Source organism: Methylobacterium sp. 142-1Y, from assembly GCF_057747795.1.
This window is the reverse complement of record NZ_CM173224.1, coordinates 2,589,432-2,615,068: the sequence shown is the minus strand read 5'-3', so window position 1 is coordinate 2,615,068 and position 25,637 is coordinate 2,589,432. Positions and strand designations below refer to the sequence as shown.

General features: G+C 70.4%; 21 protein-coding genes. 11 read left to right on the top strand and 10 right to left on the bottom strand.

Annotated features, from left to right (window positions below; all coding sequences use genetic code 11):
* Positions 1-13 precede the first annotated feature (13 nt).
* A complete protein-coding gene (repA, locus tag AC3AOF_RS11865; RefSeq protein ID WP_488348638.1) occupies positions 14-1,243 on the bottom strand; it encodes a plasmid partitioning protein RepA in 1,230 nt (409 codons plus the stop codon).
* Positions 1,244-1,773: 530 nt separating this feature from the next.
* Here repA and AC3AOF_RS11860 point away from each other — a divergent pair.
* From AC3AOF_RS11860 to AC3AOF_RS11815, 10 genes are all read left to right on the top strand, one after another.
* The gene (locus tag AC3AOF_RS11860; protein ID WP_488348637.1) at positions 1,774-3,960 is read left to right on the top strand and encodes a TonB-dependent receptor; all 2,187 of its coding nucleotides are present in this window, start codon (positions 1,774-1,776) and stop codon (positions 3,958-3,960) included.
* A gap of 20 nt (positions 3,961-3,980) precedes the next feature.
* On the top strand, positions 3,981-5,327 hold the full coding sequence (locus AC3AOF_RS11855) for a type III PLP-dependent enzyme domain-containing protein (protein ID WP_488348636.1): 1,347 nt from the start codon (positions 3,981-3,983) through the stop codon (positions 5,325-5,327).
* 734 nt (positions 5,328-6,061) lie between these two features.
* A complete protein-coding gene (locus AC3AOF_RS11850) occupies positions 6,062-7,105 on the top strand; it encodes a PLP-dependent cysteine synthase family protein (protein WP_488348635.1) in 1,044 nt (347 codons plus the stop codon).
* Positions 7,105-8,256 carry an NAD/NADP octopine/nopaline dehydrogenase family protein gene (locus AC3AOF_RS11845; RefSeq protein ID WP_488348634.1) on the top strand — a complete coding sequence of 384 codons (1,152 nt, stop codon included), beginning with the start codon at positions 7,105-7,107 and terminating at the stop codon, positions 8,254-8,256. Before AC3AOF_RS11850 ends, AC3AOF_RS11845 begins: the two co-directional genes overlap by 1 nt.
* Positions 8,256-10,130 (top strand): IucA/IucC family protein, encoded by a 1,875-nt coding sequence (locus AC3AOF_RS11840; protein ID WP_488348633.1) that lies wholly within the window; start codon positions 8,256-8,258, stop codon positions 10,128-10,130. The genes AC3AOF_RS11845 and AC3AOF_RS11840 overlap by 1 nt, the downstream gene beginning before the upstream one ends.
* 221 nt (positions 10,131-10,351) lie before the next feature.
* A complete protein-coding gene (locus AC3AOF_RS11835) occupies positions 10,352-11,560 on the top strand; it encodes an MFS transporter (protein WP_488348632.1) in 1,209 nt (402 codons plus the stop codon).
* A 14-nt stretch (positions 11,561-11,574) separates the two neighbouring features.
* Positions 11,575-12,081, top strand: coding sequence for a ParB N-terminal domain-containing protein (locus AC3AOF_RS11830; RefSeq protein ID WP_488348631.1), 507 nt, complete (start codon positions 11,575-11,577; stop codon positions 12,079-12,081).
* A gap of 268 nt (positions 12,082-12,349) precedes the next feature.
* Positions 12,350-13,498, top strand: coding sequence for an ABC transporter substrate-binding protein (locus AC3AOF_RS11825; protein WP_488348630.1), 1,149 nt, complete (start codon positions 12,350-12,352; stop codon positions 13,496-13,498).
* Positions 13,495-14,541: a FecCD family ABC transporter permease gene (locus AC3AOF_RS11820; RefSeq protein WP_488348629.1), complete on the top strand. Its 1,047-nt coding sequence runs from the start codon at positions 13,495-13,497 to the stop codon at positions 14,539-14,541. The genes AC3AOF_RS11825 and AC3AOF_RS11820 overlap by 4 nt, the downstream gene beginning before the upstream one ends.
* Entirely contained in the window at positions 14,538-15,290 is a 753-nt protein-coding gene (locus AC3AOF_RS11815; protein WP_488348628.1) for an ABC transporter ATP-binding protein, read from the top strand. The genes AC3AOF_RS11820 and AC3AOF_RS11815 overlap by 4 nt, the downstream gene beginning before the upstream one ends.
* A 336-nt stretch (positions 15,291-15,626) precedes the next feature.
* On the opposite strand, the gene AC3AOF_RS11810 is transcribed toward AC3AOF_RS11815, so the two are convergent.
* From AC3AOF_RS11810 to AC3AOF_RS11770, 9 genes are all read right to left on the bottom strand, one after another.
* Positions 15,627-15,974, bottom strand: a complete 348-nt coding sequence (locus AC3AOF_RS11810; RefSeq protein ID WP_236990577.1) for a RidA family protein — start codon at positions 15,972-15,974, stop codon at positions 15,627-15,629.
* A gap of 17 nt (positions 15,975-15,991) precedes the next feature.
* Positions 15,992-17,104 (bottom strand): NAD(P)/FAD-dependent oxidoreductase, encoded by a 1,113-nt coding sequence (locus AC3AOF_RS11805; protein WP_488348627.1) that lies wholly within the window; start codon positions 17,102-17,104, stop codon positions 15,992-15,994.
* Entirely contained in the window at positions 17,101-18,519 is a 1,419-nt protein-coding gene (locus AC3AOF_RS11800; RefSeq protein ID WP_488348626.1) for an FAD/NAD(P)-dependent oxidoreductase, read from the bottom strand. The genes AC3AOF_RS11805 and AC3AOF_RS11800 overlap by 4 nt, the downstream gene beginning before the upstream one ends.
* Entirely contained in the window at positions 18,516-18,812 is a 297-nt protein-coding gene (locus tag AC3AOF_RS11795) for a (2Fe-2S)-binding protein (RefSeq protein WP_236990575.1), read from the bottom strand. The genes AC3AOF_RS11800 and AC3AOF_RS11795 overlap by 4 nt, the downstream gene beginning before the upstream one ends.
* Before the next feature lie 217 nt (positions 18,813-19,029).
* Positions 19,030-20,169, bottom strand: coding sequence for an NAD(P)/FAD-dependent oxidoreductase (locus tag AC3AOF_RS11790; protein WP_488348625.1), 1,140 nt, complete (start codon positions 20,167-20,169; stop codon positions 19,030-19,032).
* Between the two features lie 24 nt (positions 20,170-20,193).
* Positions 20,194-20,994, bottom strand: a complete 801-nt coding sequence (locus tag AC3AOF_RS11785; protein ID WP_488348624.1) for an ABC transporter permease — start codon at positions 20,992-20,994, stop codon at positions 20,194-20,196.
* Complete coding sequence (locus tag AC3AOF_RS11780) at positions 20,991-21,881, bottom strand: ABC transporter permease (protein ID WP_488348981.1); 891 nt, start codon at positions 21,879-21,881, stop codon at positions 20,991-20,993. The genes AC3AOF_RS11785 and AC3AOF_RS11780 overlap by 4 nt, the downstream gene beginning before the upstream one ends.
* Positions 21,882-21,901: 20 nt before the next feature.
* The gene (locus AC3AOF_RS11775; RefSeq protein WP_488348623.1) at positions 21,902-22,975 is read right to left on the bottom strand and encodes an ABC transporter ATP-binding protein; all 1,074 of its coding nucleotides are present in this window, start codon (positions 22,973-22,975) and stop codon (positions 21,902-21,904) included.
* 304 nt (positions 22,976-23,279) lie between these two features.
* A complete protein-coding gene (locus tag AC3AOF_RS11770; protein WP_488348622.1) occupies positions 23,280-24,314 on the bottom strand; it encodes an ABC transporter substrate-binding protein in 1,035 nt (344 codons plus the stop codon).
* Positions 24,315-24,481: 167 nt separating this feature from the next.
* On the opposite strand from AC3AOF_RS11770, the gene AC3AOF_RS11765 reads away from it, so the two are divergent.
* Positions 24,482-25,387, top strand: coding sequence for a LysR substrate-binding domain-containing protein (locus AC3AOF_RS11765; protein WP_488348621.1), 906 nt, complete (start codon positions 24,482-24,484; stop codon positions 25,385-25,387).
* Positions 25,388-25,637 lie beyond the last annotated feature (250 nt).

Below are 25,637 nucleotides of genomic sequence, written 5' to 3'. Positions count from 1 at the left end.
GCCCGGCCCCGACTCATGCCCGCCCCCAGGCGCGGGCGATCAGCCCTTCGATCTCGCCGTTGACGGCATCGAGCGCGTCGAGCGCCCGGCGATAGGTCGATCCCGTGACCTCGTCGCGGCGCAACGGCGTCTCGTAGACGGTCTGTCCGCGCAGGCCGGAATTCGAGACGGCGGCCGATTGCAGCATCGCCTTGGTCAGGACGCGCTCGCCGAACAGGCCGCGCAGCATCGCCACCACCTCGGTCTGCGGCGTGTCCTGCGGCTCGAAGCGGGTGACGAGGTAGCGGAACCAGTCATGGGTCGGGACCGCGCCCTGCTCGCGCACCGGCTCCATGATCTCGTCCATCATGGTGAGGAACTGGCGCATGCTCGACACGTCGAGCATCTGCGGATGGATGGTGATGAGGAGCGCGGTCGCCGCGCACAAAGCCGCGATGGTGAGGTAGCCGAGCCGCGGCGGGCAATCGATCACCACGACGTCGTAATCGTCCGCCACCTCGTTCAGGGCCAGCCCCATCCGGGCGAAGAACGGCGGCTCGGGATCGTTGGCTTTCCGCCGCGCCGACTGCATCGGCGCCTCGAACTCGAAGACCTCGAGCTCCAGGTCGGCCGCCACCAGGTCGAGGCCGGTGAAGTAGGTGTGGCGGATCACCTCGGCGAGCGGGCGCCGCTGCTCGCCGTAGCGGATCGCGTCGTAGATGGTGGGGTAGGGCTCGCGCTCGTTCTCGGGCCGGACGCCGAGCAGCGTCGACAGGCTGGCCTGCGGATCGAGATCGATGGCGAGCACCCGGTAGCCGCGCAGCACCAGGGACTGGGCGAGATGGGCCGAGGTCGTGGTCTTGCCCGAGCCGCCCTTGAAGTTGACGCAGGCGATGACCTGAAGGTGCTCGCCCTTGGCCGGATCCCGGTGCGGCCGGTAGCGGCGACCGACCCGGTCGATCTCGTCGAGATGGGCGCGCAGGGCGTGGATATCCGCCAGGGTGTAGAGGCGGCGGCCGCCCGGCGCGACCTCGGGCGGGGAGGCCAGGATGTCGGGGGAGAGCTGCCGGATCCGGCTGTCGGTCACGCCGAGGATGCGGGCGACCTCGCCGGATGTGAAGCGGCGCAGGGTCTTGGCCTCCGAGGGCGAGAACACCACGGAGGCGATCTCGCGCAGCTTGGCGCCCAGGATCCGGGCGTCGTGGCCCGCGATCTGGTTGGGACTAATCTCCCCGGGCCCGCTCGGCGGGACGTGCTGGTTCATCGACCCTGACTCGCTCACGGTGAAAGGACGAAATCGACCATAACACCGCAAGCGACGAAAGAGGATCGCATCGGGATGGCGGCACGCACGGCGCGCAAGCCTCGCACAAGCTTGCGAGCCCTGCGGACGCGCCGTGCGGCGATCGTCCGGGGAGAGGAGACGTCCCGTGCCCGTCTCGTCCCGGACGCCCCTGCATGCGGCGGCGAGGAGCACGGTGCGGTAAAGCAGGGCAATCGGCCCCGATGGCTAGAAGAAGGACGCTCCGGGCGAAGTCGCACTCGGGCAGGGGAGGGGAGCTGTATCCGTCCTCGCCATGAACCTCCCGCGCCGTTCGATCGGCCGCGATCGACTTGCTCGCACAACATCAGTGCGTCGACTTGTAATAGATCTAAATCATTTCCGATGACGTCATGGAATTTGCTGTTGCAATCGGGCGAACGTCATGAAATCTGAGCCCACTCAACGTCAGGCACTCAGATTGGATCGATAACAATCTAGGGCCTCATCATTCCGGACCCGAGCACAGCATCATGCGCCAGATGCAGGTTGGACATATGCGCGGTTCTTGTGCGGCGATCATGGTCGCCGGCCTGTGGCTCGTGGATCCCGGCGGCGCCCGCGCGGAGGAGGCCGCTCGCGGGGGCGACATCCCGCTCGAGGAGATCACGGTCGCAGGAACCACAGTCGCCGGAACGGCGACGCCGCGCGGCATCGTCCCGGCCTATGCCGGCGGCCAGGTGGCGCAAGGCGGACGGCTCGGCATCCTCGGCAACACCGAGACGAAGAAGTCGCCCTTCAGCGTCACCAGCTACACCGAGAAATTCATCCGCGACCGGCAGGCCACGACCGCGTCCGAGGCGCTGGCCCTCGACCCCTCGGTGCGCGCCACCCAGACGACGGGCGCCCCGTTCGACTCGTTCTATATCCGCGGATTCCCCGCCAACGAGGGCACCAGCGGCGAGTTCGCCTTCGACGGGATCTACGGCGTCGCCCCGAGTTTCCGGGTCTTCACCGATTATGCCGAGCGCATCGAGGTGCTGAAGGGCCCCTCGGCGGCGATCTCCGGCGTCGCCCCCAATGGCGGCGTCGGCGGCGTCATCAACATCGTGCCCAAGCGCGCCGGCGAGGACCTGACCCGCTTCACCCTGGATTACGGCTCGGTCGCCCGCGGCGGCGGCCAGTTCGACGTCGCCCGGCGCTACGGCCAGAACCGGGAATGGGGCGCGCGCGTCGTCGGCAGCCTGCGGGGCGGCGACACGCCGTTCGACCGCCAGAGCGAGACCACCGGGGTCGGGGCGCTCGCCCTCGACTACCAGGGCGACCGGTTCCGGGCCTGGCTCTACCTGCTGGCCCAGACCGACCGCTTCGACGCGCCGTTGCGCCCGTTCCTGCTCCGGGCGGGTGTCCCGGTGCCGAAGGCGCCGAACGGCCGCCTGAACCTGACCCAGCCCTGGGAATACTCGAACATCGACGACCGCGGCGGCCTCCTGCGGACGGAATACGACCTGACCGACCAGATCACCCTGTTCGGCGATGTCGGCGGCGCGCAGACCGAGGTCGAGCGCTACTTCGCCTCGGCCCCGACCATCACCAACCTGCGCGGCGACACCACCACCACCCCGCAATTCTACGATCTCGGGGTCAACCGCCTCACCGTCGACGGGGGCCTGCGGGCCAGGTTCGACACCGGCTTCGTGCGCCACGCCTTCGTGGTGCAGGCCTCCCGCTACGCCGAGGACACCGCCCGCCGGCTGCCCCCCGGCAACGGCACCTACCTGTCGAACATCTACGATCCGATCCTCGCCCGGACCATCGCCCCGACGGTGATCGATTCGCGGCCGCGCCTGTCCGACAGCACTCTGACGGGCGTGTCGGTGGCCGACACGCTCTCGGTCTTCGACGAGCGCATCCTCCTGACGCTCGGCGTGCGCCGGCAGGGGATCGAGGCGCACAACTACGTGTCGAATGTCGGCACGCTCGCCTCGTCCTACGACAAGAGCGCGACGAGCCCGCTGGTCGGTATCGTCGTGCGGCCCTGGGACAACGTCTCGTTCTTCGGCAACTACATCGAGGGCCTGAGCCGCGGCGACGTGGCGCCGACCACGGCGACCAATTCCGGCGAGATCCTGGCGCCCTACGTGGCGCATCAGGTCGAGGCCGGCGTCAAGGTGGATGCGGGCACGATCGGGGGATCGTTCAGCGCCTTCCAGATCACCCGGCCGATCGGCGAGCTCAGCCCCCAGCGCGTCTTCGCGCAGACCGGCGAGCAGCGGGTCAGCGGGCTGGAATTCAGCGTCTACGGCGAGATCACCCCGCAGGCCCGGCTCCTCGGCGGCCTGACGCTGCTCGACGGGGTGCTCACCAGGACCGCGCTCGCGGCCAATGTCGGCAACGTACCGATCGGGGTGCCGCGGGTGCAGCTCAACCTCGGCGCCGAGTGGGATCTGCCGGGCGTGCCGGGCCTCACCCTGACCGGCGCCGTCATCTATACCGGTCGCCAGTTCGTCGATACCGGGAACACCCAGGCGCTGCCGGACTGGGCGCGCCTCGATCTCGGCCTGCGCTACGCGACGGTGATCGAGGGCCGCAAGACGACCTTCCGGGCCAACGTGCTCAACGTCACCGGGACCAATTACTGGGCCGGCGTGGCCTCGTTCGGCACGTTCTTCCAGGGCGCCCCGCGCACTTACCTCCTGTCGATGTCGGTCGACCTGTGAGCGGGCCGATGGGGACACTCATGACGGAAGCCCGCGCACCGGCCTTGCCGCCGCTTCTCGATCCGCGGATCGCCCGGGTGATCCGGACGATGCCGGACCGGCTGCACGCCCTGGTCGCCCGGTACGGCTCGCCGCTCAACATCGTCTGGCCGCATGCCGTTGCCGACAACGTCGCGCGGATGCGGGAGGTTCTTGCCGACGAGGGCGTCGCGTCCGAGATCTTCTACGGCGCCAAGGTGAACAAGTCGCGGGCGCTGGTGCGCGCCGCCGTGGCGGCGGGGACCGGCATCGATGTCTCGAGCCTCGCCGAATGCGAGGATGCGCTGCGGGAAGGCGCCGACCCGGCGCGCCTTTGCGCGACCGGCCCGGCGAAGACGATCCCCTTCCTGCGTCGGCTCGTCGCGACGGGCGCCCTCGTCGCGGTGGATTCTCTCGAAGAACTCGACGACCTCGGGGGTTGCACGCCGGAGGGCGGGCGGGCGCGGGTGCTCCTGCGCTACCGGCCCGATTCGGCGGCGAACTCGCGGTTCGGCATGGGCCGCGCGGCGATGCGCGAGGCGATGCGCCGGCTTGCCCGGGAGGGCGCTCCCTTCGCCTTCGAGGGGTTCCACCTGCACCTCTCCGGCTACGACATCCCGAGCCGCGTCGCCGCGATGGCCGAGGTCGCCGACCTCGTCGACGAGGCCGTGGCCTTGCGGCTTCCGGTCCGGCTGATCGACATCGGCGGCGGCCTGCCGGTCCGCTACGTCGATCCCGACACCTACGCGCAGGCGCTGGCCCGCCAGGGGCCCGAGCATTACCAGACCGGCCGGGTTCCGGCGGAGTTCTACCCCTATGGCAGCCCGCTCACCGCGCCCGAGTGGATCGCCGGCTTCCTGCGGGCGCCCTGCCGCGGCGGGACGGTCGCCGGCTATCTCCGGTCGGTGGGTGTGCGGCTTGCGATCGAGCCAGGCCGCAGCCTCGTCGACCAGGCGGCGATCAGCCTGTTTCGCGTCACCCGGACGAAACCACTCGGGGAGGGGAGGGGGGTGGTCTTCGTCGAGGGCAGCAGCTTCAGCGCCTGCGAGACCTGGTTCGCCTCCGAGTTCCTGGTCGATCCGATCCTGCTGCCCGCCGAGGGACGACAGGAGACGGGGCCCGGGATGCGCGCCTTCATCGCCGGGCATAGCTGCCTCGACGGCGACGTGATCACCCATCGCCTGCTCGAGTTCGGCACCATGCCCCGGCCGGGCGACCTGCTGCTCTACGCCAACACGGCCGGCTACCAGATGGACCTTCTGGAGAACGAGTTCCACCGGCACCCGATGCCCGCGCGGCTGGTCGCCACGCCCTGTTCCGATGCCGAGTTCGCCTTCGCTCGGGACTAGAGCAATGCCCGATCATGTTACGACACGGGAGGCTGCGTCAGTGCAGGATCGACGGTCGCGCGCATGAACCCTCCCCCCTCTGCGGGCTATCGCATTCACACATCTCGGTCCGATCGTTCTCCCCATGGAAAGTAGCGCGCCTCTCCTCCCCTTTGTGGGGAGGAGTTGGAGGTGGGGGTGGCGCAGAAGGCACCGCACAGCTCTACGCGGCACCACCCCCACCCCTAGCCCCTCCCCACAAGGGGGAGGGGAAAGCGCACACGTTTACAATGGGTTAGCTCTGGGAGGAGAAGTGTGAATCCAATAGCCTCTGCGGGGGAGGGTGGCGAACGAAGTGAGCGCAGCGGGACTAAGTCCCGCCGAGAGGGGCAGCGCGACGCTGATCCAGGTGGCGCGTGTTCCCATGGTCGCGACCTCTCCGGAAGCGGCGTCCCCTCTCCCGGCCCGCTCCGCAGGCCACCCTCCCTCGCAGAGGGGGGAGGGGTCTTGCGTGGCGGCCCTCACCCCTACACCGCGCAACTTCGTGCATCGTAGCACCGCCATCGACTTCCATTTCATATCTTAGATTTTTTACAAATTATCCCTGACGGCCGCGTCGTTATTTAGAATATATATCATCTATATATAACTGTATTGACAGTCTAACACGCAATCTGCTTAATCTATTCACGTCACAGATCATTTCGCAAAACCGGCAAACATTTTTGCAAAATCTGCTGAGTGAGGTCGCCCCCATGATCGTCGACAAGGTTACCGATCTGATCGGCAATACCCCGATGCTGCGGGTCCCGGTGCCCCATCGCGAGACCCGGCTCCTCCTCAAGATGGAGAAGATGAATCCGGGCGGGAGCACCAAGGACCGGATGGCGCACAGCATGGTGCTCGCCGCCATCAAGGCCGGGCGGCTGGCGCCCGGCGGGGTCGTGGTGGAATCCTCCTCCGGCAATACCGGCATCGGGCTGGCCATCGCCGCGGTCGAATTCGGCCTGCGCTTCATCGCGGTGGTCGATCACCACGCCGCCCCGGACAAGATCGCGGTGATGCGGGCGCTCGGCGCCGAGATCCGCTTCGTCGAGGGCAATTATCGCGAGGACGAGGTCGCGGTCGTCGAGCGCCAGCGGATGGCGGCGCGGATCGCCGCCGAGATCCCCGGCGCGGTCTTCATGAACCAGTCGGACAACACCGCGAATGCCGGCGGCTACAGCGCCTTCGTGCGCGAGGCGATCGAGCAGGCGGAAGGCCGGATCGACGCCTATGTCGGCTGCGTCGGCACCGGCGGCTCGATGACGGGGATCGGGCACGGCCTCAAGGCGCATCATGCCGACACGGTCATCGTCGCGGTCGAGCCGGACGGCTCGATCGTGTTCGGCGGCCCAGGCCATCCCTATTACCAGTCGGGAACCGGCACGCCGGAGGGCGACACCGTCGGCCTCGTGCTCGATTACGGCTGCATCGACCTCGGCCTGCGGGTCACCGATTCCGAAGCCTTCGAGACCGCGCGCCATTTCGCCCGCCGCACCGGTCTTCTCGTCGGCGGCTCCACCGGCGGCACCCTGTACAAGGCGCTCGAACTCGTCGCCGAGGGGCGCATCTCCGGCAACGTCCTGATCTCCGTCGCCGATGGCGGCGAAAAGTACCTCCAGACCATCTTCAACGATGCCTGGATGGAGGCGAAGGGCCTGCGGGATCCGGCAATCGCGGAACGGCTCGACGACTGGCTCGGCCGCCGCGCCGCCGAGAGCCCCCGGGCCGCGCTGCCCCGCCTCGCGGTGGCCTGATGCGGATCCTCGACGTCACGGTCTGCGGCGGCGGACGGACCGGGCATCTCCACGCCGTGCTGCTGAGCCGGCAGCCGGGGGTGCGGGTGTCCTGGCTCACGGGCAACCCCGAGGTGGTCGGGGGTGCGGCGGGCGGCATCGTCGCGCGGATGCCCGACGGATCGACCCTGCGGGGCGAGCCGGCGCGGGTGGGCACCGATCCGGCCGAGGCCTTGCGCCACGCCGACGTGGTGGTGATCACCGTCCCGGCCCATGCCCGGGCGGCCACCTTGCGGACGATCGCCCCGCACCTGCCCCGCGACAAGCCGGTCTTCGTCGGGGCGATTCCCGGCTTCTGCGGCTTCGACTGGCTCGCCGAGGCGGCGCTCGCGGGCCGGCCGAACGCGGTGATCTGGGGCATGAAGGACGTGCCCCACATCGCCTGCGATCTCGTGCCCGGCCGCAGCATCCGGATGGCCGGCGCCAAGGAGCGCCTGCACGTCGCGCTCCACCGCCGCGAGAGCCCGGAATCCCGCGACGCGCTTGCCGGCCACCTCGCCCGGATGTTCGCCGCACCGGTCACGATGCTGCGCGACTACCTCGAGATCACCCTGACGCCGGGCAACCCGATCATGCACAGCGCGGTGATCTACGGCCTCGTCGGCCCTTACGGCCAGTGGCGCGACCGGCCGCTGCCCGAGGGCTTCTGCTGGTGGAGCGATTGCCCCGAGCTCGGGGCCTATTTCCTCGAACGCAGCGACGAGGAGAACCAGCGCCTGCGGCGCGGCGCCGAGGCGCGGCTCGGCATCGACCTGTCCTCGGTCAAGCCGCTCAAGACCGAGATCGTCGAGGCCTATGGCGACCAGATCGCCGACGCGCACACGATGCTCACGGTGCTTCGCACCAACCGCGCCTATGCGGGCATCGAGGCGCCCCTCGTCCACGACGCCCGGCTCGGCGGTCCCACCATCGACCGGGCGAGCCGGGCCTTCACCGAGGACGTGGTCCACGGGCTCGGCCTCCTGGTCTGGATGGGCCGGCGCCTCGACGTGCCGACGCCGACCCTCGACGAGATCCACCGTTGGGCGCTCGCCCATATGGGCCGCGCCGACGACGCGCCGTCCCACAGTTCCCTGTCCCATCTGCCCCAGGACTGGCCGGGAGCCGTATGATGACCGCCTCGCCCGCCCCTACCTATCAGGATGCCGGTTTCGACGGTGATGCCGCCCTGCTGGCAGCCTCGCGCCGCAACGCCATCCGCCGCCTCGTGCGCTGCCTGTTCGCGGAAGGCCTCCTCGATGCGGACCGCCTCGTCGTCTCCGGCCAAGAGGCCCGGCTGCCGCTGGCGCAACCCGGCAGCCACCTGCATTTCGCCCGGATCGCCATCGCGCCGGCCCGCACGATCGTGGTCCGCGGGCCGATCACCGGGGTCGATGCGGACGGGCGCACGACGCCCGTCGAGGAGCCGGACACGCTGCTCGACCTCGTCGTCGGGCTGTTCGACACCGCGCCGAGCCCGGAAGGGCTGGCCGGGCTGAAGGCCGACATCGCCGACAGCATCCGCAACGATGCCGCCGCCCGCCGCCGCCGGGAGGCCTGGAACCGCGACCTCGCGCGGCGCATCCGTGCTGCCGGCGAGACCGACCTGCCGGGCTACCTGCGCCGCCATGCCGGCGTGCGGGAGACCGCGATCCTCCTCGACCAGTGGGGTTCGCTCGAGGGCCACCCGTTCTATCCCACCTGGAAGACGCGGCCGGGGCTCACCGAGGCCGAGGTCGCCGCCCTGTCGCCGGAATTCGCCGCCCGCGTGCCGGTCCGGGTCGCGGCGCTCCGGGCCGACATGGCCCATGTCGAGACGATGCCGCACGTGGAGGACGTCCACGGCTGGTTCGCCGAGGCGTTTCCGTGGATCTGGCAGTCGTGGCGCGCGGGCCTCGCGGCGCGCGGGCTCGACCCCCTGGACTGGCTGCCGCTGCCGATCCATGCCTGGCACCTCGAGGCCTTCGTGCGCGAGCACTTCGCCGGTGAAGTCGCGGAGGGCGCCCTGGTCCTCGACGGGCCGGAGATCGAGACGGCGCCGAGCATGTCGTTCCGCACGATGATGCCCGAGGGACCGCCGGACGCCCCCTTCATCAAGCTGCCGATCGCGCTGTGGATGACGAGCGAGCAGCGCAGCCTCCAGGCGAAGTCGATCCATATGGGGCCGCGCAACTCGGCGGTCATCGCCGCGATCCTGGAGCGCGAGCAGGGCTTTCACGGGCGGCTGGCGATCTACCCGGAGGAGGTCGCCTATCATTACCGCCACGCTTTGCGCCGCGACGATGCGCCCGGCAAGAACCTCTCGGTGGTGTTCCGGGCCGTCACCCCGGCCTTCGCGGCCTGCGAGGGCCAATTGCACGTGCCGGTCGCGGCCCTGTTCACGGCGCTCCCGGAGAGCGGCCGGCCCTTCGTGACCGCGCTCGTCGGGGCGGGCGACCCCGAAGACTTCTTCCGGGATTATGCCCGCGCGGTCGTATCCCCAGTGGTGGCGATCTACCTCCTCTACGGGATCGGCCTGGAGGCGCACCAGCAGAACACCAGCGTGGTGTTCGACGCCGAGGGACGGGCGCTGCGCATCCTGGTGCGCGATTTCGGCGACGGGCGCAGCTTCGCGCCGCTGCTCGAAGCGCGGGGGCTGACGCTCCGGCCCTACACCTATCCGGGCATCCTGCCGACGGTCTTTACCGACGACATCGCGCCGGTCCGCGCGCTGGTGCTCAACGCCTGCTTCGTCTGCCACCTGCACGAGCTGGCGCTGGCGCTCACCGCCGCCTACGACATCCCGGACGACCGGCTCTGGGGCATCCTCGCCGAGGAGACGGACGGCGCCTTCGAGGCGATAGCCGAGCGGGTCGAGCCGGGATTCTGGGCCGCGGAACGGGAGGCCTTCCTGCGCGCGCCGTGGACCGCCCGCTCGCTCCTGCGCATGCACCTGTCGCGCTACACCGATTACCGGCTCCAGCACGGGCTGCCCAACCCGCTCGACCCGGCGACGCGCGGCCTGTGAGATTCTGTTCAACCGGCGATCACGGCATCGCATGGAATTTTTCTGTCCCACCCGCGACCTCATCCTGAGGTGCGACTGAAAGGAGCCTCGAAGGAGGCCTCCAGACGTCTCGGTGATGTCTGGAGCCCTCCTTCGAGGTCAGTCGATCTTCGATCGACCAACACCTCAGGATGAGGTCGTGGATGGGACGAATGACATTGATTGGTCGACCAGGCTCCGACATGGCAGGCACCCCCGGCACCCTCCGCCTGCTCTTCGCCATCCAGCTCGTCACGATGACGGCGATGGAGATGAGCGGGCCGTTCTGGCCGCTGCGCCTGAAGGCGATCAGCACCTCGGACCTCGTCTTCAGCGTGGCGGCCACCGGCACCTACATCGCCCCGATGCTCGGCATCGCGCTCACCGGCAGCCTCTGGGGCCGGGTCGGGGACCGCTACGGCCACAAGCCGATGATGCTGCGCGCGCTCGCCGGCCTCGCCCTGACCCAGCTCGGCCTCGCTCTCGCGGGCGATCCATGGACGATCGTCGGCTTACGCTTCATGCAGGGCGCCTGCGCCGGGTTCTCGGCCCCGGCCCAGGCCTACGGGGTCGGCCTCGTCACGGCGGAGCGTCGCGGCCGGCTGTTCGCCTTCCTGCAGGTCTCGACCAATGTCGGGTCGCTCGGCGGCGCCGTCCTCGGCGGCGTCATCCTCGACCATGCGAGCTTCTTCTGGATCAACGCCGCCGCGTCGGCGCTCTGCGTGGCCTGCGGCCTCTGCGTGGCGGCGCTCCTGCCGGCGACGCGCCCAACCCCGAAACACCCGGCCGGGGCGGCGGCGCCGGCAGCCTCCGTCTGGCGCAACCCGGTGATCCTCGGCCTCCTGCTGGCCCATGGCGGCCTGCTGGCGAGCCGGCTCCTGCCGCAGATGCCGTTCTCGCTCTACGTGCGGGGCACCTTCGGGGTCGAGAACTGGGTGATCGGCCTCTGCTACGGGCTGATGGCGACGGGCTTCGTCGCCTCCGCCGCCCTCTGGGCGCGGCTATTCGAGGGCCGGACGCGGCAGGCGACACTCGGCGGCATCGCCCTCGTGGCCATCGCCTGCGCGGGCGTCGCGCTCGTCGCGGGCACCACCCCCAGCATCGTGGTCTTCGCGGCGAGCTATGGCGCCTGGGGCGCGCTTCTCGGCGCCACGACCCCGGTCCTGACCGGCCTCATCTCGCGCGAGGCGGCGGCGCACCGGCAGGGCCACATCCTCGGCGTGGTGCAGAGCACGACCCAGGCCTCCTCGATGGCGGGCGTGGCGTTGGGCGGCCTCGTCAGCCAGGCGGCGGGGTCGGCTGCGATCTTCCCCGCCGTCGCGGCCCTGTACCTGGTCTCCTGCGGGCTCCTGCTCCGGGTGCGCCAGACGCAAGACAGCCGGTCCCCAGCGACCCTGAGCCCATCACCATGAAGGAATCCCTCCTCATGACCGGTCCCGATTGCCTCCTCCTGCCCGTGCGGCTGCTGCGCCCGACGGAGGAGACGATTCCCGCGCGGGTGCGCGAGGTCGTCGCGATGATCCTGGCCGAGCAGGCCTGGACGCAACCGATCTGCATCGAGGAGAGCGTGCACGCGCTCCTCGACGGCCATCACCGGCTCGCCGCCGCGCGGGAACTCGGCCTCGCCCGGGTCCCGGTCCAGGTCTTCGACTATGACGAGGTCGAGCTACTCTCCTGGCGGCCGGAAGTCGCGCCGACCCGGGCCGAGGTCCTGGCCCGCGCGATGAGCGGCAGGCTCTACCCGCACAAGACGACCCGCCACGTCTTCCCGCCGCGCCCGGCCCGGCCGGTTCCCCTCGCGTCCCTCACCGACAGGATCGGATCGCGCGAGCGCGCCTCCCGCGCCGGCCTGACGATGCGCGCCCTCACCCGGGCGTCCAACGCCGGCCCCGCCCTGGTGCCCTATCGCCGTCACACATCGCGGTCCGAGTGATGTCCCCGTTCGAAGGCAGCGCGCCTCTCCTCCCCCCGGCGATCCCGGGCTTGCCCGGAATCGCTGCAAGTTGTGGGGAGGAGCTGGAGGTGGGGGTGGTGCAGGAGGCACCGCAGCGCTTTATCCGGCACCACCCCCACCCCTAACCCCTCCCCACAAGGGGGAGGGGAAAGCGCCATATCCACTAAAGGGTTGGAGTTTGAAGGCGTTGTGTGAATTGGCAAGCTCCAGCGCTCGGTCGTCCTCCAGCGCTCGGTCGTCAGCACGGATGAGCGCGACGATCACCCGGCGCCGCCTCCTCCAGGGAGCCGCCGCCTGCCTCGCGCTGCCCTCCGCCGCGCGGGCGCAAGCCCCGTCCGAGACCCTGACCGACGTGCTCGGCCGTCGAATCGCCGTCGCGCGCCCGGTGCGCCGCATGATCCTCGGCGAGGGCCGGCAGATCTTCGTGGTCGGCGCCCTCGACCGAAAGAACCCCTTCGGCCGGGTCGTCGGCTGGCGCAACGACCTCATCACCTCCGATCCCGACACCTGGCGGCTGTACCGGCGCCTCTACCCGGCAGCCGCCGACATCCCGCTCTTCAACGGCATGCGCGACGGCACCTTCGACGTGGAGCGCGCCATCGCGCTCCAGCCCGACGTGATCCTGCTCAACCTCGAGGCCAGGATCGCGAGCGAGGAGGGCCGGCTGGTGGAGCGGCTGTCCGGCCTCGGCATCCCGGTCGCCTACGTCGATTTCCGCGAGAAGCCCTTCGTCAACACGACGCCCTCGATCCGCCTGCTCGGACGGCTGATGGGCCGGGAGGAAGTGGCCGAGGCGCTGATCGCGTTCCGGGACGCCGAGATCGCCCGGGTCACCGACCGGCTGGCCCGGGCCGGGGACGTGAAGCGCCCCCTGGTGATGCTCGACCGCATCCCGGGCTATTCCGACGAATGCTGCCTGTCCTTCGGGGCGGAGAATTTCGGCCGCATGGTCGAGATGGCGGGCGGCCGCAACCTCGGCAGCGGCGTGATACCGGGCACCTTCGGCATCCTCAACCCGGAAGCGGTGCTGGCCGCCGATCCGGACGTGGTGATCGCCACCGGCGGCAACTTCGAGGCGTTCCAGCCGGGCGGGGCCTGGGTTGGGCTCGGCCCCGGTGCCGACCTGGCGGAGGCCCGCCGCAAGCTCGCGGCCCTGATGACCCGTCCCGCCTTCAAGGGCACGAAGGCGGTGCGCACCGGGCAAGTCCACGCGATCTGGCACCAATTCTACAACAATCCCTACCAGTTCGTGGCGATCCAGCGGATCGCGAAGTGGCTCCATCCCGAGCTGTTCGCCGATCTCGACCCGGAGGCGACCTTCCGCACCCTGCACGAGCGCTTCCTGCCGGTGCCCTACGAGCCCGGCTACTGGGTCAGCCTGGAGCGCGCGCCGTGAGAGGTGCCGATTCCGCCGCATCCTACCGGGCCCTCGTCCGGCGCCGCCTCGTCGTGCTGGCGGGCCTCACCGCCCTCGTCCTCGCCTGCTTCCTCGCCGACCTGACGATCGGGCCGACGCGCTACGGGATCGCCCAGGTGATCGAGGCGGTGGCGAGGCCCGCCCACGTGACGCCGGCGCTACGCGTCGTGGTCTGGGAGCTGCGCATGCCGGTCGCCCTGATGGCGGTGGTGACGGGGGCGGCGCTGGCGATCGCCGGGGCGCAGATGCAGACGATCCTCGCCAACCCCCTCGCCAGCCCCTTCACCCTCGGGATCTCGGCCGCGGCAGGCTTCGGCGCCGCGCTCGCCCTGGTGACCGGTGTCTCCCTCGTTCCGTTCGCGCCCGATTACGGCGTGCCGCTCAACGCCTTCGTGGTCGCGATGGGGGCCGCCCTGCTGATCCACGCGCTCAGCCGGATGCGGGGCGCCACGACCGAGACGGTGATCCTGCTCGGCATCGCGCTGGTGTTCACCTTCAACGCGCTCACCGCCCTGCTCCAGTTCTTCGCCTCCGACCAGGCGCTGAGCGCGGTGGTGTTCTGGACGATGGGGAGTCTCGCCCGCACCACCTGGCACAAGCTCGCGCTCACGAGCGCGGCGCTCGCCGTGACGCTGCCGTTCTTCCTGCGCCGGGCCTGGTCGCTCACGGTGCTGCGGCTCGGCGACGACAAGGCGGCGAGCTACGGCATCGACGTGCGGCGCCTGCGGCTCGAGACGATGCTGCTGGTCTCGCTCCTCGCGGCGGTGCCGGTCGCCTTCGTGGGCACGATCGGCTTCGTCGGGCTGGTCGGCCCGCACATCGCCCGCATGGTCATCGGCGAGGACCAGCGCTTCTTCCTGCCGGCCTCGGCGCTCGCCGGGGCGGCGATTCTCTCCGCCGCCTCGGTCGCCAGCAAGTCGATCATCCCAGGCGCGCTGGTGCCGATCGGCATCGTCACCGCGCTGGTCGGCGTGCCGTTCTTCTTCAGCCTGATCCTGTCGAGCCGGAGGCGGGCCTGGTGATCACCCTCGCGCTCGATGCCGTCGGCGTGCGCTACGGCGCGCGGACGGTCCTGGACCATGTCACCGTCCCGGCGATGCGGGGCGGGGAGGTGGTGGCGGTGATCGGCCCCAACGGGGCCGGCAAGTCGACCCTGTTGCGGCGCATCGCCGGCCTCGTCGGCGGCCCCGGCCAAGTGCACATGGAGACCGGGACGCCGCGGCCGGCCCGCGCCTGCTACCTGCCGCAGGACACGACCGCCACTGCGGTTCTGACGGTGTTCGAATCGATCCTGCTCGCGGTGAAGCGCGATGCATCCTGGCGGGTCGAGGACGAGGCCCTGGCGAAGGTCGAGGCGCTGCTGCACCTCCTCGACATCGAGGCGCTGGCGTTTCGCAATCTCGGGGAATTGTCGGGCGGCCAGCGCCAGCTGGTCTCGATCGCCCAGACCCTCGGCCGGGAGCCCGACGTGATGCTCCTCGACGAGCCGACGAGCGCCCTCGACCTGCGCCATCAGCAGCAGGTCGCCGCGATCACCCGCCGGATCACGGCGGAGCGCGGCATCGTCACCCTGGTGACGATCCACGATCTCAACCAGGCCCTGCGGATCGCCGACCGGGTGCTGGTGCTGGCGGCGGGGGGCCTTGCGGCCTTCGGGCCGCCGCGGGAGGTCGTCACGCCCGGGTTGATCGCCGAGGTGTATGGGGTGCGGGTTCGGGTCGAGGAGTTCGGGACTGGGAGGCCGTACGTCATCGTCGAGGATGAGGCGTGACAGCGACGACGTGCGATCCATTCACGTGACGGGTCAGCGTATCCGCTCTTCTCCCGATTGGCAGGGCTGTCGGGAGACCGGAAGGGCGCGGGCTTCTCCTCTCCCCGCGGGCGGGGAGAGGGCCGTGTCACCGTTCAGGGGACACGGCAAGCGGAGGCGCAGCCGGAGCGAGGGTGAGGGGGTCTCTCCGGATGAGACTCCTCCGGTACCTCCCCCTCACCCTCGCCCTGCGGGCTCCCTTCGCCCCGACAAGGGGGCTCAGGCCTCTCCCCGCCCGCGGGGAGAGGGGATTTCCCGCGCTTTACCGGTATCGAATCAGATCACGCCGGAGTCAGATCACCCCTTGGCCGCCGTCACCACCACCTCGATCATCGCACCACCGCCGAGATCCGCGACCCCCACCGTCGCCCGGGCCGGCAGGTCGTCGCCGAAGAAGCGGGTCCAGGCGGCATCCATCTCCTTCTTGTGCGACAGGTCGGTCACGAAGATCGTGGCGGCGACGATGCGCGAGGCATCGGTTCCGGCCTCCTTCAGGTAGCCGGCGATCTTGCCTAAGATGTTCTCGGTCTGGGCGCCCATCGAGACCGAGGTGTCATCCGCGATGGTGCCGCCGATGAAGACGAGGCCGTTCACCTCGACGGCGCGGTGCATGATCGGGGTGCGGATCGAACGGGTGATGGTCATGGAATTCTCCTGGAAGGTCAGGACCGGAAACGCTCGATGCCGAGCGCGCCGATCCGGGTCTGGGTGCCGCCCTCGACGATGAGCTCGGCCATGACGGCGCCCGCGCCCGGCCCGAGCTGGAAGCCGTGCAGCGAGAAGCCGAACTGGTGAAACAGGCCTGGATGCCGGGCGCTCGGCCCGAGGACCGGCAGGTCGTCCTTGGTCTTGGCCTCGATGCCCGCCCAGGCGCGCAGGATCTGGGCCTCGCGCATCACCGGAAACAGCTCGAACACCGTGCGGGCGCTCTCGGCGAGGCGGCGCCAGTTCAGCACCGTCGTACCCCTGTCCTGGTCCGGCACCGCGAGGTGGCCGCCGCCGATCAGCACCGTGCCGTTGGCAAATTGCTTGAACGACAGCTTGCGGCCGCGCAGGATCACCACCGGATCGATGAAGTGCGGCACGCGCGAGGTGATCATCAGCATCGGCGCCACGGTCTCGACCGGGACCGGCTCGCCCAAGGATTCCGCGATGCGCCCGGCCCAGGCCCCGGCGGCGTTGACGAGGACAGGCGCCGCGTAGGTGTCGGCCCCGACATCGACCCGCCACAGCCCGTCCTCACGGCGCACGTTTTTCGCCGGCTCGCCCTCGCGCACGATGGCGCCGAGCCGTTCCGCCTTGCGCCGGAACGCCGCCACCGTGCGGGCGGGTTGCGCCGCGCCGTCGCGGCGCGAGACGATTCCGCCCGGGCAGGTCTCGGCCACCGCCGGCACGAGGCGGCGCAGTTCCGCCCCGTCGATCAATTCCTCGTGGGTGAAGCCGTGCCCGTGCAGCTCCGCGACCCGCTCGGTACAGGCCGCGAGTTCCGCATCGTCCTCGGCGACCAGCACCTGGCCGTGGCTCTCGAAGCCGCAATCGTCGTCGACGAGGTCGCCGATCCGCTCCCACAGGTCCATCGCGCGGATCGAGAGCGGAATCTCGGCGACGTGGCGGGCGAGCTGGCGCACCCCGCCGGCATTGACGCCCGAGGCGTGGCGGCCGGCATAATCCTTCTCGATCAGCACGGGCTTCAGCCCGGCCCGGCAGAGATGCAAGGCGGTCGAGCAGCCGTGGATCCCGCCCCCGACCACGATGGCATCCGTGAGCACCGTCATCCGCGCACCACCGCCTCGGTCTCGGCCTTCGATTTCGGCAGTGCGGCGAGCTCGGACAGCGCGATCGGCTTCACGGGAGCGCGCAGGCGGTAATAGCCGATCTCCTGCGGCGTCTTCCCCCGCGCCTCGGCCATCAGCTCGGTGACGGTGAGGCCGCAGAGCCGGCCCTGGCACGGGCCCATGCCGGTGCGGCGATAGGCCTTGAGCTGGTTCGGCCCCGTCGCCCCGATGGCGACCGCCTCGCGGATGTCGCGGGCGGTTATCTCCTCGCAGCGGCAGACGACCGTGTCGTCCGTCGGGATGCGGAACTGCTTCCCGGGCCGGAACAGCAGGTCGAGGAACGGCCGGCCGCGCTCGGCCCGCGCCAGGTCGGCCAGCACGCTCTCCCGCGAGGCGAGCTTGGCCCGGGATGCGGGCGCCAGGGCCTCGACGGCCGCGAGCGCGGCGAGGCGGCCGCGCAGGGCCGCGGCCTCGGCCCCGCCGATCCCGGCCCCGTCGCCCGCCACCGCGATGCCCGCGACCGAGGTCGCGCCGTCGCGCCCCAGCACCGGCAGCCAGGCGAGCTGGACGTCGTCCCAGGCATGCTCGACGCCTGCCGCCATCGCCAGGTTGACGTTCGGCACCACGCCCTGGTGCAGCAGCAGCAGCGAGGCCGGCAGGGTCTCCTCCCGCGCGCCCACCCTATAGGTGACGCGCGACAGCTTTCCCTCGCCGTGGGCCGCGAGATCGGTGACGCCGGAGACGACACCCACCTTCGCCCGCACCTGGCGCATCAGCGCCAGGCCCTTGCGGAAATACGGCGAGGTCGCGAAGGCGAGCGCGTGGGGCAGGGCGCCGACGATGTTCTTCCGGTCGGTGGTGTCGAGGATGCGGTCGATCCGGCCGCCGAGGCGCAGGATCTGCGCCGAGAGCAGCCAGAGCAGCGGGCCCTGGCCGGCGATCACCGTCGGCTCGTCCGGCACCAGGCCGGAGGATTTGAGCAGCGTCTGGGCGGCGCCGGCGGTCATCACGCCCGGCAGGGTCCAGCCGGGAATCGGGAACGGGCGCTCCAACGCCCCGGTCGCCAGGATTACGCGGCGCGCCGTCACGAAGGCCGAGCCGCCGCCGACCGAGACGCCGATCTCCAGCGCCGTGTCGAGGCTCCACACCGTGGCGCGGTGGATCACCTCGGCCTGGCTCTCGCGCAAGGACCGGACCAGCGCCTCGCCGCTCCAGAAATCGGGTCCGAGCTGGCCGCGGTCGGCGAGCGGGGTCGAGGTGATGGCGCGCCAGACCTGGCCGCCGGGCCCGGCATTCTCGTCGAGGAGCAGGACCGACAGGCCGGCCCCGGCGGCGGTGGCGGCCGCGGCGAGGCCCGCCGGGCCGGCGCCGATCACCACGACGTCGTAGGCGTCCTTCAGGGGTGCGTTGCTCACCGGCCGATCTCCCGCTTGCCCTTCTGGATCTCGATTTCCATCCCGTCCGCCACCGGCACGAGACAGCCCTGGCGGTTGCCGACACCGTCGATGGTGACGAGGCAATCGAAGCACACGCCCATCATGCAGTAGGGCAGCCGCGGCGCCCCGCTGACCGCGGTGAGCCGGCGCACGTCGCGGCCGGAGGCGAGGAGCGCCGCCGAGACGGTGTCGCCCGCCCGCGCCTCGACGGGGGTGCCCTCGACGAGGATGCGGACGATGGGTCTGGTGTCGTGGTCGGATCGCTTGAACATGGGCGTCTCCGGGCCTGGGGGCCCTTGTTTCAGTGTTAGATCCTGTTCGAGGAGGCTTCAGCCCGTCCCACCAGCGACCTCATCCTGAGGTGCGACCGGAGGGAGCCTCGAAGGAGGGCTCCAGCTGTCTCGCGCTCCCTGGAGCCCTCCTTCGAGGCTGCTACGCAGCACCTCAGGATGAGGTTTAGGGTGGGAGGGATCGTCGAAGGCGGGGTCCTCAATAATACCCGCTCCCCGTCCGGCTCTCCTGCGCCGCGAAGCGCTTCGCCGTGAAGGCGCCGACCAGGTCCGGCTCCAGGCCCCCCTCCGCCACCATGCGGGCGATCTCGAAGGCGTGGTTGGCAGCCAGCGTCACGCCGGAATGGCAGCAGGTCACGAAGGCGCCCGGATGGGTCTCGGACTGGTCGTAGATCGGAAAGCCGTCCCGCGGCATCACCCGGATGCCGGACCAGGTCCGCACCACGTTGAGCCGGGCGAGATGCGGGAAGGTGCGCTGCGCCCGGTCGGCCATCACCGCATTGATGCCCTGGCGCATCGAGCGGTCGTCGAGGATGTCCTCCTTGCTGTCGCCGATCATCACCGTGCCCTCGTCGGTCTGGCGCAGGGTCGCCAGGGTGTGGGGCAGGAACGGCGCGGTGCGCTCGGTGACGAGGATCTGGCCCCGGGTCGGGCCCATCGGCGCCGAGAGGCCGACCATCGGGGCGAGGTCCTGGTTGGCGTTGCCGGCGGCGAGCACGACCTTGGCGGCGCGCACCTCGCCGGCCGGCGTCGTCAGCCGGAACTCCCCGCCCTCGCGGTCGATGCGTGAGACCGGCCGCTCGGGCAGGTAATCGACGCCGAAGGCCTTCATGCCGGCATGCAGCGCCCGGTAGGTGCGCAGCGAATTCACGTGGCCGTCGAGGGGGCAGAAGCTGCCGCCGGACACCTCCGGCCCGAGGCCCGGCAGGGCCCGCCCGGCTTCCACCGCCGAGACCATCTCCATCCGGTAGCCGTCGGCGCCGAGCTGGTTGTGCATCCGGGCGACGAGGTCGGAGCGGCGGCCATACTCGGCCTCGCCGAGGGTCAGGTGGAAGCCGCCATTCTGCTGCAGGCACACGTCGAGCCCGGTCTGCTCGCGGAGCGCCGCGGCGAGGTTGGCCCAGCTCTGGGCCCCGCGCACGGTCCAGTCGGTATAGGCCGGCATGCCGAGCCCCTTGCTCTGAACCCAGACGAGGGCGAAGTTCGCCCGCGAGGCGCGCTTGGCGACGTCGCCCTCGTCGAGGACGGCCACCCTCTGCCCGAGCCGGCCGAGGCCCCAGGCGATGGCCGAGCCGAGCAGGCCGCCGCCGATCACGGCGACGTCGTAATCCCTGGACATGGTGAACTCCTGTACGCGGCTGGCTCAGTGGCTTCCCTTGCCCGCGAGCACGCGGTCGAGGCCGTAGAGGCGATCGAGGACGACGAGGAACGCCATGGTCACGGCGATGACGCAAGCCGAGACCGAGGTGACCAGCGGGTCGATGTTGTCCTGGATGTAGAGGAACATGCGCACCGGCAGCGTCTCGGTGCCGGGCGCGGCGAGAAAGACCGTCATGGTCAGGTCGTCGAAGGACTGGATGAAGGCGAGCGCCCAGCCGCTCACGACGCCCGGCAGGATCAGCGGCAGGGTGACCCGGCGAAACAGCGTGAATCCACCGGCCCCGAGCGAGACCGCCGCCCGCTCCAGCGCCGGATCGAGCCCGGCCGCCGCCGCCAAGGTCAGCCGGAAGGCGAAGGGAAACACCACGACGATGTGGGCGGCGAGCAGCGCCAGGAAGGTGCCGCCGAGACCGAGCGCCGTGAAGAAGCGCAGGAAGGCGACGCCGAGCACCACGTGCGGGATCATCAGGGGCGACAGGAACAGGGCCTGGAGCGCGCCCCGTCCCGGCACCGGGTAGCGGGTGAGTGCGAGCGCCGCCGGCACCGCGACGAGGACGGCCACGAGCGACGACAGCGCGCCGAGCCCGAGGCTGACCCAGAAGGCGTGGACGAATTCGGGGTAATCGGCGATCGCCCTGAACCAGCGCAAGGAAAAGCCGTTCGTCGGCAGCGAGAGGAAGCCCTCCGGCGTGAAGGCGACGAGGCAGACGACGACGATCGGCGCCAGCATGAAGGTGACGAACAGGCCGTGGAAGGCGAGCGCCAGGGGGCCGTTGCGGCTCATCGAAACACCTCCGCATAGCGCCGCTCGACCAGCGCATTGGCGCCGACGACGATCAGGACGAGGCCGAGCAGCAGCAGCACCGCCACCGCGGCGCCGAGCGGCCAGTTCAGCGTGTTGAGGAACTCGTCATAGGCCAGCGTCGCCGCGACCTTGAGCCGGCGCCCGCCGATGATCGCCGGCGTGGCGAAGGCGCTGGCCGAGAGCGAGAACACGATGATGGCGCCCGACAGCACGCCCGGCATGACCTGCGGCAGGACGATGCGGCGCAGGATCGTGACGGGGCCCGCGCCGAGCGACATCGCCGCGTGCTCGACCTGAGGATCGAGGCGCTGGAGCGCCGCCCAGACCGACAGCACCATGAACGGCATCATCACGTGGACGAGGGCGATCACCACCCCGGTCTCGGTGAACAGGAAGGGGAGGGGAGAGCGGATCACGCCGAGCGACATCAGGAGCTTGTTGGCGAGCCCGTTGGAGCCGCCGAACAGGAGCGCCCAGCCGAGCGTGCGCGCCACCACCGAGATGAGGAGCGGCCCGAGGATCAGGAGCAGAAAGATCCCGCGCCAGCGCCCGCTCATCCGGTTGAGGATGTAGGCCTCCGGCGCGCCCAAGAGCGCGGTGACGCATGTGGTGACGAGCGCGATGCGGAGCGTGCGCCCGAACATCTCGGCATAGTACGGATCGGTCGCGATCTCCTGCCAGTTCTTCAGCACCAGAACCGGCTCGATGCCCTTGTACTGGCCCCAATCATGGAACGAGAGCAGCACCGTCATCGCCAGCGGCACCAGGACGACGCCGGTAAACAGCATCAGGGCCGGCAGGATCAGCCAGAACGGCGCGCGGCTGGCCCGGGGCTCAGGCGCCGTCGCCGGGGCGGCGGCCGGCAGCGAGGTGGTCGCGGCGGCGCTCACGCGGCGGCTCCGGCGCCGAGGCTCATGTCCCGGATGCTCATGTCTTCCGGACGCCAGGCGAGGCGCACCGCCTCGCCCTCGCCGGGCTGGGGGAGACCATCGTTGGGGCGCACCACGATCGCCGGGCCGCATTCGGTCTCGCACTGGAACAGCCAGTGATTGCCCTGGAAGATGCGGGCGGCGATCCGGGCCGGCAGGCCTTGCTCCGCAAATCCGATCCGCTCGGGGCGGACGCTGACCGTCACCGGGCCGCGCAGACCCGCGGGGGCCTGGGCGCTCCAGCCGCCGGCGACGATCCGGGCGGGGGCTGCGCCCTCGACGCGGGCGGCAAAGTCGTTGGTCTTGCCGAGGAACTGCGCGACGAAGGCGGAGGCCGGGCGCTCGTAGGTGTCCTGCGGCGTGCCGATCTGCTCGATGCGGCCCTTGCTCATCACCACGATCCGGTCGGAGAGCGACAGGGCCTCGCCCTGGTCGTGGGTGACGAGGATGGTGGTGGTGCCGAGGTTGCGCTGGATCTGGCGCAGCTCGATCTGCATCTCCTCGCGCAGCTTGGCATCGAGATTCGACAGCGGCTCGTCGAGGAGCAGAACGCTCGGGCGGATGACCAGGGCGCGGGCGAGCGCCACCCGCTGCTGCTGGCCGCCGGACATCCGGCGCGGATGGCGGTCCTCGTAGCCGGCGAGCCCCACCATCGCGAGGGCGGCGCGGACCCGCTCGGTGCGCTCGGCCTTCGAGACCCGCTGCATCTCGAGGCCGAAGGCGACGTTCTCGGCGGCGTTCATGTGCGGGAAGAGCGCGTAGCTCTGGAAGACTATGCCGAGGCCGCGCTTCGACGGGTGGACGCTCGTCAGGTCGCGGCCCTCGAGCCGGATCGTGCCGCGGGAGGGCTGGAGGAAGCCGGCGATCATCTGGAGCGTCGTGGTCTTGCCGCAGCCCGAGGGGCCCAGGAACGACACGAACTCGCCGGGCGCGACCGCGAGGGAAAAATCCTCGACCGCGACATGGGGGCCGAAGGCCTTGGCGACGTGCTCGAGTTCGAGCAGCGGGGCGGAGCGGGGGAGGGGGGTCATGGGGAGGATCCGGGGCTGTCCGGGAGAAGGAATGGCGCGGGCCTACTCCTCTCCCCGCGGGCGGGGAGAGGGCCGTGTTCCCGTTCAGGGAACGCGGCTAGCGGAGGCGAAGCCGGAGCGAGGGTGAGGGGGTCTCGACGAGTGAGGCTCTTACCGGAAACACCCCCTCACCCTCGCCCTGCGGGCTCCTTGAGCACCCGACAAGGGGTGCTCAAGCCTCTCCCCGCCCGCGGGGAGAGGGGGAAACCCGCGTCCTATGCGGACATGCGCGAGTCTCTGAAAACTGCCGAAGGACGCGGTTTTCTCACCGCTCCACCTCCCGGTTCCACCGCTTGGTCCACTCCTCGCGCTTCTCGTTCACCACGCTCCAGTCCGGGGTGTAGAGAGCGGCGGCCCGCGCGCCGACGGGGGCCATCTTGATCATCTCCGGCGGCACCTCGACCGATTTCAGGACCGGGCCGTAGCCGTATTCCTTCAGCATCGTCAGCTGCACCTTGGGATCGAGCAGCGCCTTGATGAAGGCGTTGGCCAGCGGCGACACCTTCGGCTTCGCCACCGGGCAGGCGGCGGTGAGGAGCGCGACCGCGCCCTCCTTCGGGTAGACGAAATCGACCGGGAAGCCGGTATTGGCGAGCCCCTGCACCCGGCCGGTGCCCCAGACCGCGATCACCGCCTGGCCGGACTGGAACAGCTCGGTCATCTTGCCGGGCGACGGCTCGTAGGCGAGCACGTTCGGGTTGATCTCGGACTTGAAGATCTTGAACGCAGAATCGACGTTCTTCTCGCTGCCGCCGTTCATCTTCGCCAGCATCACCAGGACGTTGAGCCCGTAGGTGTTGTTGATCGGCGGGATGACGAGGGTCTGGCGGTACTTGGGGTCCTTGAGGTCGTTCCAGGAGGTCGGCGGCGCCCAGCCCCGCTCCGAAAAGACCTTGGTGTTGTACATCAGGCCCGTGGCGACGAGGCCGGTCGCCACCGCCCGGTCGTCCTTGAAGCGGGCGAGGTCGTAGAGGTCGGCCGGCAGGTCGCCGACCTTATCGCAGAATCCGAGCTGGATCGCCTGGTACATCGGGCCGTCATCGACGATGGCGACATCGATCTGCTGGTTGCCCTTCTGCGCCTGGAGCTTGGCGAGCGTGTCGGTGGAATTGCCGGCGACGTACTCGACCTTGACGTTGTTGGCCTTCTCGAAGGCCGGGATCACCTCGGTGCGGATCGTCTTCTCGAACGAGCCGCCATAGCCGGCGACGTAGAGCGTCGGCTGCTGCGCCAGGGCGGGCGCGAGGGAGGTGGCCAGGGCCGTGAGGCCGAGGGCGGTCAGGAGGCCGAGCTGCTTCACCAAGGACCTGTCTCCTCTCGCGGTCGCGATACGGCGCTGCACAAGAATGTGCCATGGCGCGCCGATGGGCAAAAAGGTGCCGGGCCCGTCGGGAATCGTCCAATGCGAAATGGCGCCCTCTTCATGTCGAAATGTTATGGTTCGCATCGGGACGGGGGAGGGCGCGTTTGGCACGGATCAACCTGCGGCAGGTCGAGGCCTTCCGCGCCACGATGCTGACCGGCAGCGTCACCGAGGCCGCCGCCCTGATGGGGGTGACGCAGCCGGCGGTGAGCCGGCTGCTGCGCGACCTCCAGGCGCTGCTCAACATGCCCCTGTTCGAGAAGCGCGGCACCGGCCTGGTCCCGACGGCAGCCGCGACCGCGCTCTATACGGAGGTCGAGCGCTCCTTCGTCGGGCTGGAGCGGATCGGCGCGGCGGCGGAAGAAATCCGCTCCCGGCGCACCGGGTTCCTGCGGGTCGCGGCCCTGCCGGCGCTCGCCAACGGCTACCTGCCGCGGCTCGCCGGGCACTTCCTCAAGGACCGGCCGAACCTGAACCTGTCGCTGTTCGGGGTGATCTCTCCGATCGTAGTCGACTGGGTGACCAACAACCAGTGCGATGTCGGCTTTGCCGAGGTGCCGATCGCCCATGACGGCGTGCCGAGCCGGCGCCTGCCGGCGGTGGCCCGGGTCGCGGTGCTGCCGGAGGGCCATCGGCTGGCGGAGAAGGCCGAGCTCGGGCCGCGGGACTTCGAGGGCGAGACCTTCGTGTCGCTCACCGCCGGCTCGACCGGGCGCCACCTCGTCGACCAGGCCTTCCACCGCGACGGCGTGCGTCGAAGCTTACGCATCGAGACCGCCCTGTCGGAGATCCTGTGCGGGCTGGTCTCGTCGGGGATCGGGGTGTCGATCTCCGATCCGTTCACCGCCCGGGAATTCGAGGGCCGCGGGGTGGTGGTGCGGCCCTTCGTGCCGCGCATCGAGTTCGAGTTCGCGGCGGTGTTTCCGCCCCAGCGCAGCCCGTCCCCGGTCGCCCTCGACCTCGTCGAGGCGGTGCGGCAGTCGATGACGGCGCCGCCGTATGCGGGGTGAGGGGGGCTGTCCGGCGCACAGGAAGGCGCGGGACATCTCCTCTCCCCGCGGGCGGGGAGAGGGCTGCGTCACCGTCCAGGGGACGCAGCAAGCGCAGGCGTAGCCGGAGCGAGGGTGAGGGGGTCTCGACGCGTGAGACTCCTCCGGAGACACCCCCTCACCCTCGCCCTTCGGGCTTGCCGCTGACCCGACGAGGGGTCAGCGGCCCTCTCCCCGCCCGCGGGGAGAGGGGGAAACCCGCGCCATCCTT